The organism is Streptomyces sp. 150FB, assembly GCF_000818195.1.
Classification (GTDB): Bacteria; Actinomycetota; Actinomycetes; order Streptomycetales; family Streptomycetaceae; genus Streptomyces.
In genome coordinates this window covers 4068687-4085945 of record NZ_JTHL01000001.1, presented here as the reverse complement: position 1 = coordinate 4085945, position 17259 = coordinate 4068687, and the positions used below count along the sequence as shown (strand labels likewise).

General features: G+C 69.1%; 14 protein-coding genes and 1 pseudogene. 12 read left to right on the top strand and 3 right to left on the bottom strand.

What is annotated here, in order from left to right; genetic code table 11:
* Window positions 1-317, bottom strand: a pseudogene (locus QR77_RS42240) (sugar transferase); the annotation flags it as partial.
* Between the two features lie 357 nt (window positions 318-674).
* On the opposite strand from QR77_RS42240, the gene dnaK reads away from it, so the two are divergent.
* The 4 genes from dnaK (at window position 675) to QR77_RS17400 (ending at window position 4979) form a co-directional block, all read left to right on the top strand.
* Window positions 675-2543, top strand: coding sequence for a molecular chaperone DnaK (gene dnaK, locus QR77_RS17415; RefSeq protein ID WP_040022788.1), 1869 nt, complete (start codon window positions 675-677; stop codon window positions 2541-2543).
* Window positions 2540-3199, top strand: a complete 660-nt coding sequence (grpE, locus tag QR77_RS17410) for a nucleotide exchange factor GrpE (RefSeq protein WP_040022787.1) — start codon at window positions 2540-2542, stop codon at window positions 3197-3199. Before dnaK ends, grpE begins: the two co-directional genes overlap by 4 nt.
* A 101-nt stretch (window positions 3200-3300) precedes the next feature.
* Window positions 3301-4491, top strand: coding sequence for a molecular chaperone DnaJ (dnaJ, locus tag QR77_RS17405; protein ID WP_040022786.1), 1191 nt, complete (start codon window positions 3301-3303; stop codon window positions 4489-4491).
* Window positions 4492-4496: 5 nt separating this feature from the next.
* Window positions 4497-4979 (top strand): helix-turn-helix transcriptional regulator, encoded by a 483-nt coding sequence (locus QR77_RS17400; RefSeq protein WP_052488841.1) that lies wholly within the window; start codon window positions 4497-4499, stop codon window positions 4977-4979.
* A 98-nt stretch (window positions 4980-5077) separates the two neighbouring features.
* On the opposite strand, the gene QR77_RS17395 is transcribed toward QR77_RS17400, so the two are convergent.
* Complete coding sequence (locus QR77_RS17395; RefSeq protein WP_078876800.1) at window positions 5078-6085, bottom strand: response regulator transcription factor; 1008 nt, start codon at window positions 6083-6085, stop codon at window positions 5078-5080.
* Between the two features lie 306 nt (window positions 6086-6391).
* Between QR77_RS17395 and QR77_RS17390 the strand changes: the two genes are divergently transcribed.
* Window positions 6392-6712, top strand: coding sequence for a (2Fe-2S)-binding protein (locus QR77_RS17390; RefSeq protein WP_040022783.1), 321 nt, complete (start codon window positions 6392-6394; stop codon window positions 6710-6712).
* Between the two features lie 125 nt (window positions 6713-6837).
* On the opposite strand, the gene QR77_RS17385 is transcribed toward QR77_RS17390, so the two are convergent.
* Window positions 6838-7293: a TIGR03618 family F420-dependent PPOX class oxidoreductase gene (locus QR77_RS17385; RefSeq protein WP_052488840.1), complete on the bottom strand. Its 456-nt coding sequence runs from the start codon at window positions 7291-7293 to the stop codon at window positions 6838-6840.
* Between the two features lie 202 nt (window positions 7294-7495).
* Between QR77_RS17385 and clpB the strand changes: the two genes are divergently transcribed.
* The 7 genes from clpB to QR77_RS17350 all read left to right on the top strand — a co-directional run.
* Window positions 7496-10150 carry an ATP-dependent chaperone ClpB gene (gene clpB / locus QR77_RS17380; protein ID WP_078876795.1) on the top strand — a complete coding sequence of 885 codons (2655 nt, stop codon included), beginning with the start codon at window positions 7496-7498 and terminating at the stop codon, window positions 10148-10150.
* Between the two features lie 154 nt (window positions 10151-10304).
* Window positions 10305-11573, top strand: a complete 1269-nt coding sequence (locus QR77_RS17375) for an ATP-binding protein (RefSeq protein ID WP_052488839.1) — start codon at window positions 10305-10307, stop codon at window positions 11571-11573.
* A gap of 46 nt (window positions 11574-11619) precedes the next feature.
* Window positions 11620-12141 carry an RloB family protein gene (locus QR77_RS17370; RefSeq protein ID WP_040022782.1) on the top strand — a complete coding sequence of 174 codons (522 nt, stop codon included), beginning with the start codon at window positions 11620-11622 and terminating at the stop codon, window positions 12139-12141.
* A gap of 142 nt (window positions 12142-12283) precedes the next feature.
* A complete protein-coding gene (locus tag QR77_RS17365) occupies window positions 12284-12811 on the top strand; it encodes a YbjN domain-containing protein (protein WP_040022780.1) in 528 nt (175 codons plus the stop codon).
* Between the two features lie 195 nt (window positions 12812-13006).
* The gene (locus QR77_RS17360) at window positions 13007-14281 is read left to right on the top strand and encodes an aminotransferase class I/II-fold pyridoxal phosphate-dependent enzyme (protein ID WP_078876790.1); all 1275 of its coding nucleotides are present in this window, start codon (window positions 13007-13009) and stop codon (window positions 14279-14281) included.
* An 841-nt stretch (window positions 14282-15122) separates the two neighbouring features.
* Window positions 15123-15641 (top strand): DUF2617 family protein, encoded by a 519-nt coding sequence (locus QR77_RS17355; protein ID WP_040022779.1) that lies wholly within the window; start codon window positions 15123-15125, stop codon window positions 15639-15641.
* Between the two features lie 110 nt (window positions 15642-15751).
* Window positions 15752-17259, top strand: a 1508-nt coding sequence (locus QR77_RS17350) for a polyamine aminopropyltransferase (RefSeq protein ID WP_078876786.1), incomplete at its 3' end; no start/stop codon positions are given.

Here is a 17259-nt window from a genome sequence, read left to right as displayed (position 1 = left end):
CCGCCGAGCGGCAGTGGCGCGGGACCGACCAGCGACAGGTCGCCGCGTACGACATGGGGCAGCCGGGACAGCAGGTCGAGCCGCAGCCGCCGGGTGCGCAGGGAGCGCAGGATGAAGGGGTGGCCGTGGCGCCCGCAGCGGTATTCACGTACGAGAACGCCGCCGGTCCCTCCCGACAGCGCGAGGACGAGCGCGGTGACGGCAAGGAGCGGCGCGGCCGGAACCATCAGGGCGGTGCCGAGCGTTAGATCGACGAGACGCTTTGGGTCGACCGGTTCGAAGCGGCGCTTCGGGCGCCATCGGTTCCAGAGCCTCAGTGCCCGGCTCCGGGTGCGCGGCGCCGAGCGGCCGAGCTGTTCGTACACGCGTCTGTGTCGGCCGTAGTGGCTGTGGTGGCCGTGATGGCGGTATCCGTGGTTCGTGTCCACGCGCCGTTCCTCCTGCCCGCTTCGCACCATTTGTCATTGGTGTGACAGAACGATCGCACGGCGCGGCGCGATGGCCCGGCAGGTGCTCCCACCAGGCGCGTTCGGGCCCCCACGGTGCGCCCGGCGACCCCCGGGCGTGGAGGACCGGCACAATAGTTGAGCCCCATCGGCTCATGCTCTTTGACGCACCGGGATCTGTGATGCATCCTTGAGCCTGTTCCACTCAAGTCAGTTGGAGGAATCGAAATGGCACGTGCGGTCGGCATCGACCTGGGCACGACTAACTCCGTCGTCAGCGTTCTCGAAGGCGGCGAGCCCACCGTCATCACCAACGCCGAGGGTGCCAGGACCACGCCGTCCGTCGTCGCCTTCGCCAAGAACGGCGAGGTGCTCGTCGGAGAGGTCGCGAAGCGCCAGGCGGTCACGAACGTCGACAGGACCATCCGGTCGGTCAAGCGCCACATGGGCACTGACTGGAAGATGAACCTGGACGGCAAGGACTTCAACCCGCAGCAGATCTCGGCCTTCGTGCTGCAGAAGCTGAAGCGGGACGCCGAGTCGTACCTGGGAGAGAAGATCACCGACGCGGTGATCACTGTCCCCGCGTACTTCAACGACTCGGAGCGCCAGGCGACCAAGGAGGCCGGCGAGATCGCGGGCCTGAACGTCCTGCGTATCGTCAACGAGCCGACGGCGGCAGCCCTGGCCTACGGCCTCGACAAGGACGACCAGACGATCCTGGTCTTCGACCTCGGTGGTGGCACCTTCGACGTGTCGCTGCTGGAGATCGGTGACGGCGTCGTCGAGGTGAAGGCCACCAACGGTGACAACCAGCTCGGTGGTGACGACTGGGACCAGCGGGTCGTCGACTTCCTGGTGAAGCAGTTCGCCAACGGCCACGGCGTGGACCTGTCCAAGGACAAGATGGCTCTCCAGCGTCTCCGCGAGGCGGCGGAGAAGGCGAAGATCGAGCTGTCTTCCTCGACGGAGACCACGATCAACCTGCCGTACATCACGGCGTCCGCCGAGGGGCCGCTGCACCTCGACGAGAAGGTCACCCGGTCGCAGTTCCAGCAGCTCACGTCCGACCTGCTCGACCGCTGCAAGGGCCCCTTCCACAACGTCATCAAGGACGCGGGCATCCAGCTCTCCGAGATCGACCACGTGGTGCTCGTCGGCGGTTCGACGCGTATGCCCGCCGTCGCCGAGCTCGTCAAGGAGCTGACCGGCGGCCGTGACGCCAACAAGGGCGTCAACCCGGACGAGGTCGTCGCCATCGGCGCCGCTCTCCAGGCCGGTGTGCTCAAGGGTGAGGTCAAGGACGTCCTGCTCCTCGACGTGACCCCGCTGTCCCTGGGTATCGAGACCAAGGGCGGCATCATGACCAAGCTCATCGAGCGGAACACCACGATTCCGACGAAGCGCTCCGAGATCTTCACGACGGCCGAGGACAACCAGCCGTCCGTGCAGATCCAGGTCTACCAGGGCGAGCGCGAGATCGCCGCGTACAACAAGAAGCTCGGAATGTTCGAGCTGACCGGTCTGCCGCCCGCCCCGCGCGGTGTGCCGCAGATCGAGGTCGCCTTCGACATCGACGCCAACGGCATCATGCACGTGGCCGCGAAGGACCTCGGCACCGGCAAGGAGCAGAAGATGACCGTCACCGGTGGCTCCTCGCTGCCGAAGGACGAGGTCAACCGGATGCGCGAAGAGGCCGAGCAGTACGCGGACGAGGACCACAAGCGCCGCGAGGCCGCCGAGACGCGCAACCAGGCCGAACAGCTCGTCTACCAGACGGAGAAGTTCCTCAAGGACAACGAGGACAAGGTCCCGGGCGACGTCAAGACCGAGGTGGAGGAGTCCATCGCCGAGCTGAAGGAAAAGCTCAAGGGCGAGGACACCGCCGAGATCCGTACGTCGACGGAGAAGGTCGCCGCCGTCTCGCAGAAGCTCGGCCAGGCCATGTACGCCAACGCGCAGGCCGACGGCGCCACCCCCGGTGCCGACGGCGGTCCGGGTGGACCGGACGCCGGCCAGCAGTCCAAGGCGGACGACGACGTCGTCGACGCCGAGATCGTGGACGACGAGCGTGACGCGAAGGGCGGTGCCGCGTGACCGAGGAGACCCCGGGCTTCGAGGAGGAGCCCGACGTCCCCTCCGGCGCGACCCCCGAAGACGCCGCGCCGAAGGCCGCCGCGCCCGGCTCCGACAAGGAGCCGGGCCCGGCGGCCCCGGCCGGGGACGTACAGGACGTAGCCCTGACAGCCCAACTGGATCAGGTCCGGATGGCGCTCGGTGAGCGCACGGCGGACCTCCAGCGGCTCCAGGCCGAGTACCAGAACTACCGCCGTCGGGTGGAGCGGGACCGCGTCACGGTCAAGGAGCTGGCGATCGCCAAGCTGCTGACCGAGCTGCTGCCCGTGCTCGACGACATCGGGCGCGCACGCGAGCACGACGAACTGGTCGGCGGATTCAAATCCGTTGGCGAGTCGCTGGAGACGGTCGCGGCGAAGATGGGCCTTCAGCAGTTCGGCAAGGAGGGCGAGCCCTTCGATCCGACGATCCACGAGGCCCTGATGCACTCGTATGCGCCGGATGTCACCGAAGACACGTGCGTCGCGATCCTTCAGCCTGGGTACCGGTTCGGCGAGCGGACCATCAGGCCCGCCCGCGTCGCGGTGGCGGAGCCCCAGCCGGGGGCCCAGCCCAAGGCGGCGGACGAGAGCGAGCAGGCCAAGGAAGAGGAGAGCGGTGGCCCGGACGAGGGCTGACGCCAGGACAGGCGCCGTCACGGAGGTCATTATTACGGCATCCGTGACAGGCGCCACGTCGGGCACAGAGCAGTGACAGGCGGAGAGGAGGGACGTCGGGAATGAGCACCAAGGACTTCGTGGAGAAGGATTACTACAAGGTTCTCGGCGTCCCCAAGGACGCCACGGAAGCCGAGATCAAGAAGTCGTACCGGAAGCTCGCCCGCGAGTTCCACCCGGACGCCAACAAGGGCGACGCCAAGGCCGAGGAGCGCTTCAAGGAGATCTCCGAGGCGAACGACGTGCTCGGCGACCCCAAACGGCGCAAGGAGTACGACGAGGCGCGCAGCCTCTTCGGGAACGGCGGCTACCGCCCCGGACCCGGCGCGGGCGGCGGCTCGTTCAACTTCGACCTCGGCGACCTCTTCGGGGGCGGCGCCCAGGGCGGCACGGGCCAGCAACAGGGCGCGGGCGGCTTCGGCGGCGGTCTCGGGGACGTGTTCGGCGGCCTCTTCAACAGGGGCGGCGCCGGCACCACCCGTACCCAGCCACGCCGCGGCCAGGACATCGAGTCCGAGGTGACGCTCAGCTTCACCGAGGCGGTCGACGGGGCCACGGTCCCGCTGCGGATGTCCAGCCAGGCGCCCTGCAAGGCCTGTTCGGGCACGGGCGACAAGAACGGCACACCGCGGGTCTGCCCGACCTGCGTCGGCACGGGACAGGTCTCGCGCGGCACCGGCGGCGGCTTCTCGCTCACCGATCCCTGCGTGGACTGCAAGGGCCGCGGGCTCATCGCCCAGGACCCCTGCGACGTCTGCAAGGGCTCGGGGCGCGCCAAGTCGTCGCGGACCATGCAGGTCCGTATCCCGGCCGGAGTCAGCGACAACCAGCGGATCAGGTTGCGCGGCAAGGGCACCCCCGGGGAGCGCGGCGGCCCGGCGGGCGACCTGTACGTGGTCGTCCATGTCGACGCGCACCCCGTTTTCGGCCGCAGGGACGACAACCTCACCGTCACCGTGCCCGTCACCTTCACGGAGGCGGCGCTCGGCGGCGAGGTGAAGGTCCCGACACTGGGCGGCCCGCCGGTCACCCTGAAGCTGCCGGCCGGCACACCCAACGGCCGTACGATGCGCGCCCGTGGCAAGGGCGCCGTACGCAAGGACGGCACGCGCGGCGACCTCCTGGTCACCGTCGAGGTGGTCGTCCCCAAGGACCTCGGCGAGTCGGCGCGTGACGCGCTGGAGGTCTACCGGAAGGCGACCGCGGACGACGATCCGCGGGCGGAGTTGTTCCAGGCCGCGAAGGGAGCATGATCCCCATGGACAGGGCGGACAGGGACGGACGGCGCAGACAGTCGGCCGCGTCGTTCGGCAGGGCGTACGAACTGACCGAGGAGACCCCGGTCTACGTCATCTCCGTGGCGGCGCAGCTCTCCGGGCTGCACCCGCAGACCCTGCGGCAGTACGATCGCCTGGGCCTGGTCTCGCCGGACCGTACGGCCGGCCGGGGGCGCCGGTACTCGGCCCGCGACATCGAGCTGCTCCGTACGGTGCAGGCGCTGTCGCAGGACGAGGGCATCAACCTGGCGGGCATCAAGCGGATCATCGAGCTGGAGGACGAGGTCGCCGCGCTCCGGGCGACGGTCGCCGAGCTGTCGGCCGCCGTGGACGGCGCCGCGGCGGCGATGCGCCAGCGCGAGGCGCAGGTGCACGCGTCGTACCGCCGTGATCTGGTGCCGTACCAGGACATGCAGCAGACGAGTGCGCTGGTGGTGTGGCGGCCGAAGCGGTCGTCGGACTGAGCGGCGTCCCGTATCGGGCGCCGCGGTGCTGTGCCTCTGCGGCCCCTTGAAAGGTCCCTCACCCCGCCGGGTGGAGGGGCCTTTTCGCGCCCGCGTGCTCAGATCTCCTGCTTGAGGATCCCCGAGAGCGCGATGAGGTACCCGAGCTGGGCACGGCTGCCGCTCCCGAGCGCCGTGGCGAGCTTGGCGATGTGGGCGCGGCAGGTGCGTACGTTCATGCCGAGGCGCCGCGCGATGGCCTCGTCGACGTACCCCTCCACGAGGAGCCTGGCGATCGAGCGCTGGACGCCCGTGATGCCGTCGGGGGTCCGTTCGTACGTGACCTGCTGGGTGAGCGGTGTGGCGCGCTGCCAGAGCTGCTCGAAGACCTGGGCCAGGTAGTCGACGAGCCCCGGGTGGCGCAGCTCCAGCGCCACCTGCCGGTCCGAGCGCGCGGGGATGTACGCGACGGTCCTGTCGAAGATGATCAGCCGCTCGATCAGCTCTTCGAGCGTACGGATCTCGACCTTGTCCTCGGCCATCCGGTCCGCGTACGCGAGCGTGCCCTGGCTGTGCCGGACGGTGTGCTGGTAGAGCGTGCGGATACGGACCCCCCGGTCCACGACGGCACGGCCGCGCTCCAGGCCCTCGCTGAGCGCGCTCTCGCTCCTGCTGCCGGGCTGGACGGTGAGCACCTCGATCTGGCACTCGGCGGTGGCCCTGTCCAGAGCCGCGTTGATCCGGCTGACGCCCTCAAGAACGGTGATCGCGTGGGTGATCGGCGGGTCCTGCGCGCTGATGCTCATGAACGGCTCGAAAGATTCGGTCAGTTCGACAGCGAAGTGCCGTCGCTGCTGGATCTCCCGCTCGATGGGATGCAGTCGCTGCGCGAGGGCCGCGGACGGTGTGACGGGCCGCAACCAGCTCGGGTCGTCCGGATCGGGGTGCAGAAGCGCGAACTCCATGAGGCATGGAGCGACAGCGGCCTCGCTCCGGCTGATGCGGCCGGAACGAATCGCGCTGGCGTAAAGCCGCCTGCCTTCACCGCAGAAGTCGGTGATGGCATGGGGATGTGCCGGTTGTGTGCCGTTTGCTGGCAAATCTCCACCCCCCAGGGTCCTGTACATACAAGAACATGATGCATCGACCCGGTGGTGTCGATGTGCCAGGGTGCGACATTGTCTACAGGGCGGGGGAGAGAAAATCCATCAAGTGAGGACGAAGCCGACTATGCACAAGAGAATGCTTCGCGCAGTGGCAGTCGCTGCTTTCTCTGCGGCTCTGGCCTGTGGCTCTCTGGCCGCTGTGGGGGAGATCAGTTGGACCAGCTCGCCGGCTGGGTCTCACTCCCGGAGCGCGCAGGCCGACGAGATCAGTTGGACCCTCGCGCCGGAAGGGATCAGGCTGACGTCAGCTCCGGCCGCCGCGGGCGCATGACTGTTCCGCCGGACGACCGGGTTTTCCGCCGCGAGATGGCGATGGCTTACAGATCGGGTTGGCACTTCATCGACCTGGTGACCGCGATCCCCCATCGTGGTGACTCGTTGATGGTGACCCTGTTCGGACAGCCGATCGTCGTGGTGCGCGAGGAAGATGAGGACGTCCGTGCATACCGGTGCCTGCGGAAGCCCAGGGGGGCGCCGCAACCCGTCCGGTGTGCCGTCAGATACGACATGATTTTCGTCAACCTCGACCGCCGTGACCACGAGCTGGTCGAGGCACAGACCACAACTGCCACCCCCCGCAGTGCCTGAGCGATTCCCCCGTCGTTGTAGATCGCTCGGGCACTTCCCCCACACAGCGGCGCCATCGTGGACCTGAAACACGATGGCGCCGCTGTGCTTTTCCCGTTCGGGGCCCCGGTGACTCAGGCTGCGGCTCAGGCGGGCTGCGTCCCGGGTCGGCCGGGTGTCGGTGAGCCGGCCGCCCCGAGCCCGCGGCCGAGCGCCCGTTCGACGGCGATCTCGATGACCACGCGGTCCGGGTTGTCCGCCGGCGTACGTCCGTAGCGCTCCGCGTAACGGCCCACCGCGTCCGCGACGGCCTCCGCCTCCGTACGGATCCTCGCGCGGCCCTCCAGCGTCGCCCAGCGGGCCCGTTCGACCTGGCAGACGGCGACGCGCGCCCCGTCGGGACCGGCCGCGAGTATGTGGGCGACCTTCCTGCTGGCCTTGTTGGCGATGACGCGGGCGAGCCCGGCCTCCGGGTCATACGTCACTCCCACCGGCACCAGGTGCGGACTGCCGTCCGGGCGCGTGGTGGTCAGGGTGCAGACGTGGCGCTCGCGCCAGAACGCGAGAAACTCGGGGGTGGGGTTGCGTATGTCGGTGGCCATGCGGCAAGCGTAGTGGCGCACATCCCGTGCGTGGGGGGTCGCCCGTTTCAGGCTTGAGTGGAATAGACTCAACTTTGCGCACGTTGTTCGGGTCAGACCGGGCGTGACGAGTCCGCGTGACGAATGAGTCCGTGAACCAACTCCCGAACATCACGAACAAGCGTGCAGACGGAGAGATCCGCGCAAGGAGGAGAGAGCGCACGTGGACGCCGAGCTGACCAACAAGAGCCGGGACGCCATCAACGCGGCCACCAGCCGGGCCGTGGAAGCGGGCCATCCCGATCTGACCCCCGCCCACCTGCTGCTGGCGCTGCTCGCGGGCGAGGACAACGAGAACGTGACGGACCTGCTGGCCGCCGTAGGCGCCGACGAGGCCGTCGTACGGTCCGGGGCCGAGCGGCTGCTGAGCGCGCAGCCCAAGGTGACCGGCTCCACCGTCGCGCCCCCGCAGCCCAACCGGGAACTGCTCGCCGCCATCGGCGACGCGGGCCGGCGTGCCAAGGAGCTGGGGGACGACTACCTCTCCACCGAGCATCTGCTCATCGGCATCGCCGCACAGGGCGGCCAGACCGGCGAACTCCTGGACAAGCAGGGGGCCGGCGCGAAGAACCTGCTGGAAGCATTCGAGACATCAAGGGGAGGGCGCCGGGTGACCACACCCGACCCGGAGGGCCAGTACAAGGCCCTGGAGAAGTTCGGTACCGATTTCACCGCCGCCGCACGCGAGGGCAAGCTCGACCCGGTCATCGGCCGGGACCAGGAGATCCGGCGCGTGGTGCAGGTGTTGTCGCGCCGTACGAAGAACAACCCGGTGCTGATCGGTGAGCCCGGCGTCGGCAAGACGGCCGTCGTCGAGGGGCTCGCGCAGCGCATCGTCAAGGGCGACGTGCCGGAGTCGCTGAAGAACAAGCGGCTGGTGTCGCTGGACCTCGGCGCGATGGTCGCCGGCGCCAAGTACCGGGGCGAGTTCGAGGAGCGCCTCAAGACCGTCCTCTCCGAGATCAAGGAGAGCGGCGGACAGGTCATCACCTTCATCGACGAGCTGCACACGGTCGTCGGCGCGGGCGCCGGCGGCGACTCGGCCATGGACGCGGGCAACATGCTCAAGCCGATGCTGGCCCGCGGTGAGCTGCGGATGGTCGGTGCGACCACGCTGGACGAGTACCGCGAGCGGATCGAGAAGGACGCGGCGCTGGAGCGGCGCTTCCAGCAGGTGCTGGTCGCCGAGCCGTCCGTCGAGGACACGATCGCGATCCTGCGCGGGCTCAAGGGCCGTTACGAGGCCCACCACAAGGTCCAGATCGCCGACACGGCCCTGGTGGCTGCCGCGGCTCTCTCCGACCGCTACATCACCTCGCGCTTCCTGCCCGACAAGGCCATCGACCTCGTCGACGAGGCCGCGTCCCGGCTCCGGATGGAGATCGACTCCTCGCCGGTCGAGATCGACGAGTTGCAGCGTTCCGTCGACCGCCTCCGTATGGAGGAGCTGGCGCTCGACACCGAGTCCGACCCCGGCTCCAGACAGCGCCTGGAGAAGCTGCGCCGTGACCTCGCCGACCGCGAGGAGGAGCTGCGCGGCCTCAACGCCCGCTGGGAGAAGGAGAAGGAGGGCCTCAACCGCGTCGGTGAGCTGAAGGAACAGCTCGACGACCTGCGCGGCCAGGCCGAGCGTGCCCAGCGCGACGGCGACTTCGACACCGCTTCCAAGCTGCTGTACGGGGAGATCCCCAACCTGGAACGCGAGCTGGAGGAGGCCGCCGAGGAGGAGCAGGAGGCCGCCAAGGACACCATGGTCAAGGAGGGGGTCGGCCCGGACGACATCGCCGACGTCGTCGGCTCCTGGACCGGCATCCCCGCCGGCCGGCTGCTGGAGGGCGAGACGCAGAAGCTGCTGCGCATGGAGCAGGAGCTGGGCAAGCGGCTGATCGGCCAGGGCGAGGCGGTCGGCGCGGTGTCCGACGCCGTACGCCGTACCCGCGCCGGTATCGCCGACCCCGACAGGCCCACAGGATCGTTCCTCTTCCTGGGCCCGACCGGCGTCGGCAAGACCGAACTGGCCAAGGCGCTCGCCGACTTCCTCTTCGACGACGAGCGGGCCATGATCCGCATCGACATGAGCGAGTACGGCGAGAAGCACTCGGTGGCCCGGCTGGTCGGCGCTCCTCCCGGCTACGTCGGCTACGAGGAGGGCGGCCAGCTCACCGAGGCCGTACGGCGCCGCCCGTACAGCGTGGTGCTCCTGGACGAGGTGGAGAAGGCCCACCCCGAGGTCTTCGACATCCTGCTCCAGGTGCTGGACGACGGGCGCCTGACGGACGGCCAGGGCCGCACGGTGGACTTCCGCAACACCATCCTGGTCCTGACGTCGAACCTCGGCAGTCAGTACCTGGTGGACCCGCTGTCGTCGGACGAGACGAAGAAGCAGCAGGTGCTGGAGACCGTACGGTCCTCGTTCAAGCCGGAGTTCCTGAACCGCCTGGACGACCTGGTGGTCTTCTCGACCCTGTCGAAGACGGAACTGGCCCGCATCGCGGCGCTCCAGATCGACCGCCTCGCGAAGCGCCTGGCGGAGCGCCGGCTCACGCTGGAGGTCACCCCGGCGGCCCTGGAGTGGCTGGCGGTGGAGGGTAATGACCCCGCGTACGGGGCGCGCCCGCTGCGCCGCCTGGTGCAGACGTCGATCGGCGACCAGCTCGCGAAGGAGATCCTGGCGGGCGAGGTCACGGACGGGGACACGGTACGGGTGGACAGGTTCGGCGAGGGCCTGATCGTGGGGGCGGGGACGGCGGAGCCGTCGGAGTCCGCGCCGGTGGAGCAGGACTCGACGGAGCCGGGGCCGACGGCGAAGACGCTGTAGCGCCCGCCGTAGGCGCGGTCGGAGCAGGGGCGGGAGAGGCCGTTCATCCATCTGGATGGACGGCCTGTCCACGTTCATGGACAGGCCTCTACTATCGACTCAGCGCCCATGGTGCGAATCACTTGTTCACAAGGCTATCTGGGGGTGTCGTCACGTGCTGCTGAGTTTTCGGGTCGCCAACCATGGCTCCATCCGTGAGCCGCAGGAGCTGAATTTCGTACCGGTGTACGAGGACGACGAGCGGCCCGCGGTGACGGTGGTGGCGATCTACGGCGCCAACGCGTCGGGCAAATCCACGGTCGTCGACGCGTTCATGTTCTTCATCGGTGCTGTGACCCATTCACAGGCGCGATGGCTGCCCGGCGCCCCGGTGCCGCGCATGCCTTTCCTCCTCGACCATACGAGCCGGGGCGAGCCGTCGTCGTACGCCGTGGACCTCCTGCTGGAGGGGGTGCGCCATGTGTACGGCTTCAGCGTCACCGACGCCGAGGTCCGCGAGGAGTGGCTCTACGTCTATCCCAAGGGCCGCAGGCGTGTGCTCTTCGAGCGTGACGGTATGGCCATGACCTACGGCGCGACGCTCACCGGTGAGCGAGTGGCCGCCGAGCGGATGATGCGGCCGAACAGCCTGTATCTCTCGGCGGCGGCCCAGTCCTCTCATCCGAGGCTGGGACAGGTGTGGGAGGCGGTCGGAGGGGCGCTCGTCACCCAGGACGCCACCCGGCAGGCTCTGACGGATTCCGGCGCGTTCGCCGTCCTGGCGTACGAGACGATGGCCTCGGCGGGTCTGCCGAGCGCCGGCGACGTGCTGGCCGCCGCTGACCTGGGCGTGCACGGAATCCGGCGCAGGGCGCAGGCCGCCGGCATTCCCGCATCCGTCGATCCGCCGGCCGAGGAAAGCTGGCGTGACATGACGGCGGGGGTGCTGGACTTCGTCCACCAGGTCGGCGACGAAGAGTTCGTCCTTTCGGTGGAGGACGAGTCGGCCGGTACCAAGATCTGGCTGGACATGGCCACTTCGGCGCTCACCCGCATCACCAACGGCAGTGCGATGTGGGTCGACGAGCTCGATGTCAGCCTCCACCCGATGCTCACCGGCAAGCTGGTCAAGCTGTTCCAGGATCCCGAACTGAATCCGCTCGGCGCCCAGTTGATCTTCACCACGCATGACGCGTCGCTCCTCGGCACCATGCTCGGCGAACAGGTGCTGCGCCGTGACCAGATCTGGTTCGTCGAGAAGGACCTGGGGACCGGGGCCTCCGAACTCTTTCCACTGAGCGATTTCAAGCCCCGCAAGGGCGAGAACTTCGAGCGCCGCTACCTGGCGGGCAGCTACGGGGCGGTGCCTCTCGTACCGGAGACAGCCTTCGAGGACATGCTCAAGACCTACTGGGGGGTTCATGGCGAGGTCGTTTCCACGTGAAGGGTCCGGGCGGCGCCGTGGTCCCGTCCGGCGCTCCTCGCGCACGATGCTGATCGTCTGCGGCAGCAAAGAGACCGAGCGCCAGTACCTCCAGGGGTTACGCGACCACCTCCGTAACCCCGCCGTTTCCGTCGTCGTACGCGGCAAGGCGTGCTCCCCGACGCAGCTCGTCGCGTACGCGCGCGTCCAGCGGGACCTGAACCGGGACGGGTACGACGAGGTCTGGTGCGTCTTCGACGTCGACGAATATCCGGACGTGGCGGAAGCGGCCCTCGCCGCCCGGCGCGCCGGCATCGAGATCGCCGTCTCCAACCCCTGCTTCGAGCTGTGGCTGCTGCTTCACTTCGCGGATCAGCGCGGCCATGTGGACAGCTACCGGAAGCTGCTGCCCCTACTGCTGAAGCATGTACCCGGCTACGACAAGACCAAGGTCGACTTCGCGAAGTACAGGGACTGCGTGCCGGAGGCCGGGGAGCGGGCCCGGGGGCTCGATCCGTCCGGTGTCGAGCATGAACGCAACCCCTCCACCGGGGTCTGGCGGCTCACCGGGCGGATGGTGGATTCGTGACCGGTCGCGGGGTCTCGTGTGCATCCTCTCGGGTGGTGTGGGCATGGGACAGGTAACAGGCCTCGTCCGGCACGGGCCGGGCTTGGCACGTGCCGCCTGCTATGGGGGAGGATGGCGGGAACCGTACGAAGGGAAATACAGGGTGAGCATCGATCCGTCCTCGATTCCGAGTTTCGGGGGCCAGCCCCAGCCGCAGGGTGCAGGACCGGCGGGCCCCGTCGTCCCAGACCAGGACCTGGTCAAGCAGCTCCTCGACCAGATGGAGCTGAAGTACGTCGTCGACGACGAGGGTGACCTCGCGGCGCCGTGGGAGGAATTCCGTACGTACTTCATGTTCCGCGGCGAGGACGACCAGCAGGTCTTCTCCGTGCGGACGTTCTACGACCGGCCGCACGACATCGAGGAGAAGACCAGAATCCTCGAAACGATCGACGACTGGAACCGCCGCACTCTGTGGCCGAAGGTCTACAGCCACATCCACGAGGAGGACGACGGTCCTCCCACCGTCCGGCTCATCGGCGAGGCGCAGATGCTGATCGGTACGGGTGTCAGCCTCGACCACTTCGTGTCGTCCACCGTGAGCTGGGTGCGCGCGTCGATCGAGTTCGACAAGTGGCTTCTGGAGCAGTTCGGCCTGGAGCCGGGGGACGAGAAGCCCGAGGACGTCTGAGTCGTTCTCCGGCGCCTTCCGAAGCTTCGTGCTTGGGAGGCTTGATCGAGACAGCAGCCCGGCGGGGCGTCGTGGTCCGTTCGCGGTCACGGCCCCCGGCCGGGCTTCCCCATGTCCGTGGGCCGTGCCGGAGGCGGCGCCTATCGTGAACGGCGGACCACTGGCTGACGGACTCGGGAAAGCGGGATCGATCGTATGGAGGACACGCGAGAGGCGGCCGGCTGGCGCGCCGCCGGGCGGGTGCACGGCATGGGCACCTCGATCTTCACGGAGATGACGGAGCTGGCCCGCAGCACCGGGGCGCTCAACCTCGGCCAGGGCGTGCCCGAGCTGGCCAGTCCGCCGGAGCTGCTCCAGGACGTGGCGGACGCGGTGCTCGCCGGGCACAACCAGTACCCGCCCGCCGTCGGCTTCCCGGCGCTGCGCGAGGCGGTCGCGGCGCATCAGCTCCGGCGGTACGGGCTCACGTACGACCCCGTCGGCGAGGTGCTGGTCACGACCGGCGCGACCGAGGCGCTGGCGGCCGCCGTGCTCGCGTTCTGCGATCCGGGCGACGAGATCATCGCCTTCGATCCCTGCTACGACGCGTACGCGGCCGACGCCAGGCTCGCCGGTGCCCGGCTCGTCGCCGTACCCCTGACTCTCGACGGTGACACCTTCGCGCTCGACGCCGACGCGCTGCGCGCCGCGCTCTCCCCCCGTACGCGCGTGCTGCTCCTCAACACCCCGCACAACCCGACGGGCAAGGTGTTCACCCCGGCCGAACTGGCCGAGATCGCCGACATCTGCCGCGAGCACGCGCTGACGGTGATCACCGACGAGGTCTACGAACACCTCGTGTACCAGGACGGCGCGCGGCATCTCACGATCGCGGCGCTGCCCGGTATGCGGGAGCGGACCGTGGTCGTCTCGTCGGCCGGCAAGACCTTCAATACGACGGGTTGGAAGGTCGGTTGGGTCTGCGGCCCGGCGCCGCTGGTGAGCGCCGTCGGCGCGGCGAAGCAGTTCCTCACGTACGCCTCGGGGACCCCGTACCAGGAAGCGCTGGCCCGTGCGCTCGGCTCGGTGGAGAAGTGGGCGGAGGAGCTGCGCGGCACGCTGCGCGACCACCGCGACCTGTTGAGCGCGGGTCTGGAACGGGCGGGGCTGCGGCCTTTCCGGGCGGACGCCGGCTACTTCGTACAGGCCGACGTACGGCCCTCGGGGTACGCGGACGGCGTGGAGTTCTGCCGGGAGTTGCCCGCGCTGGCGGGTGTGGTCGCCATCCCCACCTCGGCCTTCTACGTGAGTGAGGGCGCGCCCCGCTGGCTGGTGCGGTTCTCGTTCTGCAAGCGGCGGGACGTGCTGGAGGAGGCCGTCGAGCGGCTGATGGTCCTCGCGACGCGCGCCGAGGGCGGGGCGGGTTCGGCGGGTTCGGCGGGTTCGGTGGACGCGGCGGGGCCTGTGGGGGCTGCGGGGTCAAAAGGCTGAACGTGTGCGGGAATCGGGCGCCCTTCCTTCCCAAACGGACCCGCAACCTCTGGAGTTGCTCAATTCTGCTTTGGTGCTCTCCGCCCCGGGGGACATCCCAGTCATGCAAGGGCCGGTGTCGTACGGAGCCGGTCATCTGGCGGCGCGGGGGCGTCGATTCGGGGGAATGGAAGGACGGTGAGCGCGATGTCGATTCTGGTACTGGTGGCCCTGGTACTGATCGTGGTGTTGTTCGTCTGGGCCGTGTCGAGGCGCGCGCGACGCGACGCGGCGATGCGGCGACGGGTGCACGGCACATCGCTGAGGAAAGGCTCGAACAACTCCAACACCGAAGGTAGCTGGTGGGCGGGTGGCGCTGTCATAGGCGACGGCGGGCAGTCCGGAGGGCATTCCGGGGGGCACTCGGGCGGTCACTCCTGCGGTGGCGGCGGCCACTCGTCGTGCGGTGGGGGTGGTTCCTCGTGCGGCGGAGGTTCGTCGTGCGGTGGAGGCGGGGGATGCGGCGGAGGCAGCTAACACGGGGTAGCTGGTCCGTGGCGAACAGAGGTGCCCGGTGAGAACGAACTCTCGCCGGGCACCTTCGCGTTGGATATGTGGTTGGCACTCTCAACTGATTTCTGTTGAACAGGTGAACCGTGCAGCCCCCGAGGGGATGGAAACCCCGTCAAGTTGGGTAAAAACGCTGTGAGCGCGCCGTACTTCGTGATTCCCTCGCAGTGAGAGCTTCCAGTGCCCTCGGACCTCATTCTCCGGGCCGAGCAGGCGATTTCCTCGCAAGTTCTCTCGCTCAGCCTCCGGGACGCCCCCGGTCCACCGTCAAGCGTGTTTGCGGAGCCGACCCATGCTCACGACCCTGAATACGGCCTATACCGATACCCGAGCCGCCGATCTGGCCTGGGCATTAGGCCGGGAACCGCTCCCTGCTCTGGCCGTCCTCGACCTCGATCTCTCCGGCGCCCGGCTCCAGTTGAGGCTGCTCGGCGCCTCTCATCAGGTACTTCTTGAGGAGGAGCAGGGCACGTGTTCCGAGACCGTCGCCTGTATCCCCGGGAGCAGCACGCCGCTGCCGCTCGGTGTCTCGAAGCGCCTCGGTCGCTGGGAGTACGAATTCGCCGCGCGGGTGGAGACGCTGTCGCACGGTTCCTTCGCCGGGCGCGCACAGGAGCTGCTCGCGCTGGTGGCCGACCATCCGAACGGGCTTGCGGGTACGTTTCCGGGGTCCCCGCACGCGTTCACGGCGATGCTCGCGCAGCGCGACGAGGGGCGGGTGCGGTGGCGAACCTGGCACGCGTACCCCCAGGAGGGCCGGCTCGTGGTGACGCGTACATGTGTCGGCGTTCGGATGCCCGCCGCGCTCTAGCCGTGCGCTCCAGTCGTGCGCTCCGGTTGGCGGAGGGCTGGGGCTTGGTGTGGCTGATTCACCCTTGTGGGTGACAAGCGGTACAGGTTTCGTGACGTAGCGTTACCAACATGATCGAGCAGACCATGTCCGTGTCCGTGCCACGCCAGGGCGCGGGGCCCTCGCCCCCCGCGCAGCCCGGGGGGTCCGACGGTTCGTACGGCGCCCCGGGGCCGCCTGTCCGCGCGGACAGGCGGCGTTTCCTGATCCTCGCCGTCGTCTTCGTCTGCGCCGCCTGCGGTCTGGTGTACGAGCTGGAGCTGGTCGCGCTCGCCTCGTACCTGATCGGCGACTCGGTCACCCAGGCGTCGGTCGTGCTGTCGCTGATGGTCTTCGCGATGGGCATCGGTTCGCTGCTCGCCAAGCGGCTGCGCTGCCGTGCGGCGGTCGGATTCGCCCTGCTGGAGGCGGCTCTCGCGCTCTTCGGCGGCTGCTCGGCGCTCGTGCTCTACGCCAGTTTCGTGTGGACGGGGGAGCCGCGGTTCGCGCTGGTCGGCTTCTCGCTCGCCATCGGCATGCTCATCGGCGCGGAGATACCCCTGCTGATGACGCTCATCCAGCGGGTCTCCCGGCAGGACGCCGGCGGGGCCGTCGCCGACCTGTTCGCCGCCGACTACGTGGGCGCGCTGGTGGGCGGGCTCGCGTTCCCGTTCCTGCTGCTGCCGTGGCTGGGCCAGCTCACCGGCGCGCTGGTGACCGGCGGGGTCAATGTGCTGGCGGGTGGCGCGCTGGTGCTGTGGGTCTTCGGGCGCGATCTCACGCGGCGCTCCCGCTGTCTGCTACTCACGGTCAACATCGTGGTGCTTTCCGTGCTGGCCACGGCCACCGTTCTGGTCGACGACTTCGAACGGGCGGCCCGGCGCGCGGTGTACGGGGAGGGGGTGCGGGTCGCCGTCCATACGGACGTCCAGGAGGTCGTCCTCACCGGCGGGCGGCGCGGGCCGCTCGACCTGTATCTGGACGGACGGCTGCGGGTCAGCGGACGCGACGAGTTCCGCTACCACGAGGCGCTGGTGCACCCTGCGATGCGCGGGCCGCACCGGCGGGTGCTGATCATGGGCGGCGGCGACGGCCTGGTGGCGCGCGAGGTCCTGCGGTACGCGGATGTCAGCTCGGTGACCGTGGTCGAGCTGGACCCCGGGGTCGTCAAGCTGGCGCGTACGGACCCGGCGCTGAGCGCGCTGAACGGACACGCCTTCCGCGATCCGAGGGTCCACCCGGTGTACGCGGACGTGTTCACCTGGCTGCGCGGCATACGGCACCCGGCGTACGACGTGATCATCGCGGATCTGCCGAACCCCGGGATCACCGCCAGCACCAAGCTGTACTCGGAGGAGTTCTACGGCCTCACCGGGCGCGTACTGGCTCCCGGCGGACGGCTGGCGGTGCACGCGGGGTCGCTCACGTCCCAGCGGCGCGAGTTCTGGACGGTCGACGCGACGCTGCACGCGGCCGGGTTCAGGACCAGTCCGTATCTCGCGACGGCGCGCCGCTCGGGATTCACGGCGGGCCCGGACCGGGCCAGGGACGGCACGCCGGCCGTGAGCGACTGGGGCTTCGAACTCGCGGCCCGGAGCAG

What these genes read in the sequence shown, in the direction of transcription:
- QR77_RS17400 (WP_052488841.1), top strand. Translation starts at nt 4,497, where the DNA reads ATGGACAGGGCGGACAGGGACGGACGGCGCAGACAGTCGGCCGCGTCG.
- QR77_RS17385 (WP_052488840.1), bottom strand. Translation starts at nt 7,293, where the DNA reads ATGGCCACCGACATACGCAACCCCACCCCCGAGTTTCTCGCGTTCTGG.
- dnaJ (WP_040022786.1), top strand. Translation starts at nt 3,301, where the DNA reads ATGAGCACCAAGGACTTCGTGGAGAAGGATTACTACAAGGTTCTCGGC.
- QR77_RS17370 (WP_040022782.1), top strand. Translation starts at nt 11,620, where the DNA reads ATGCTGATCGTCTGCGGCAGCAAAGAGACCGAGCGCCAGTACCTCCAG.
- dnaK (WP_040022788.1), top strand. Translation starts at nt 675, where the DNA reads ATGGCACGTGCGGTCGGCATCGACCTGGGCACGACTAACTCCGTCGTC.
- QR77_RS17390 (WP_040022783.1), top strand. Translation starts at nt 6,392, where the DNA reads ATGACTGTTCCGCCGGACGACCGGGTTTTCCGCCGCGAGATGGCGATG.
- QR77_RS17360 (WP_078876790.1), top strand. Translation starts at nt 13,007, where the DNA reads ATGGAGGACACGCGAGAGGCGGCCGGCTGGCGCGCCGCCGGGCGGGTG.
- QR77_RS17395 (WP_078876800.1), bottom strand. Translation starts at nt 6,085, where the DNA reads ATGTACAGGACCCTGGGGGGTGGAGATTTGCCAGCAAACGGCACACAA.
- QR77_RS17355 (WP_040022779.1), top strand. Translation starts at nt 15,123, where the DNA reads ATGCTCACGACCCTGAATACGGCCTATACCGATACCCGAGCCGCCGAT.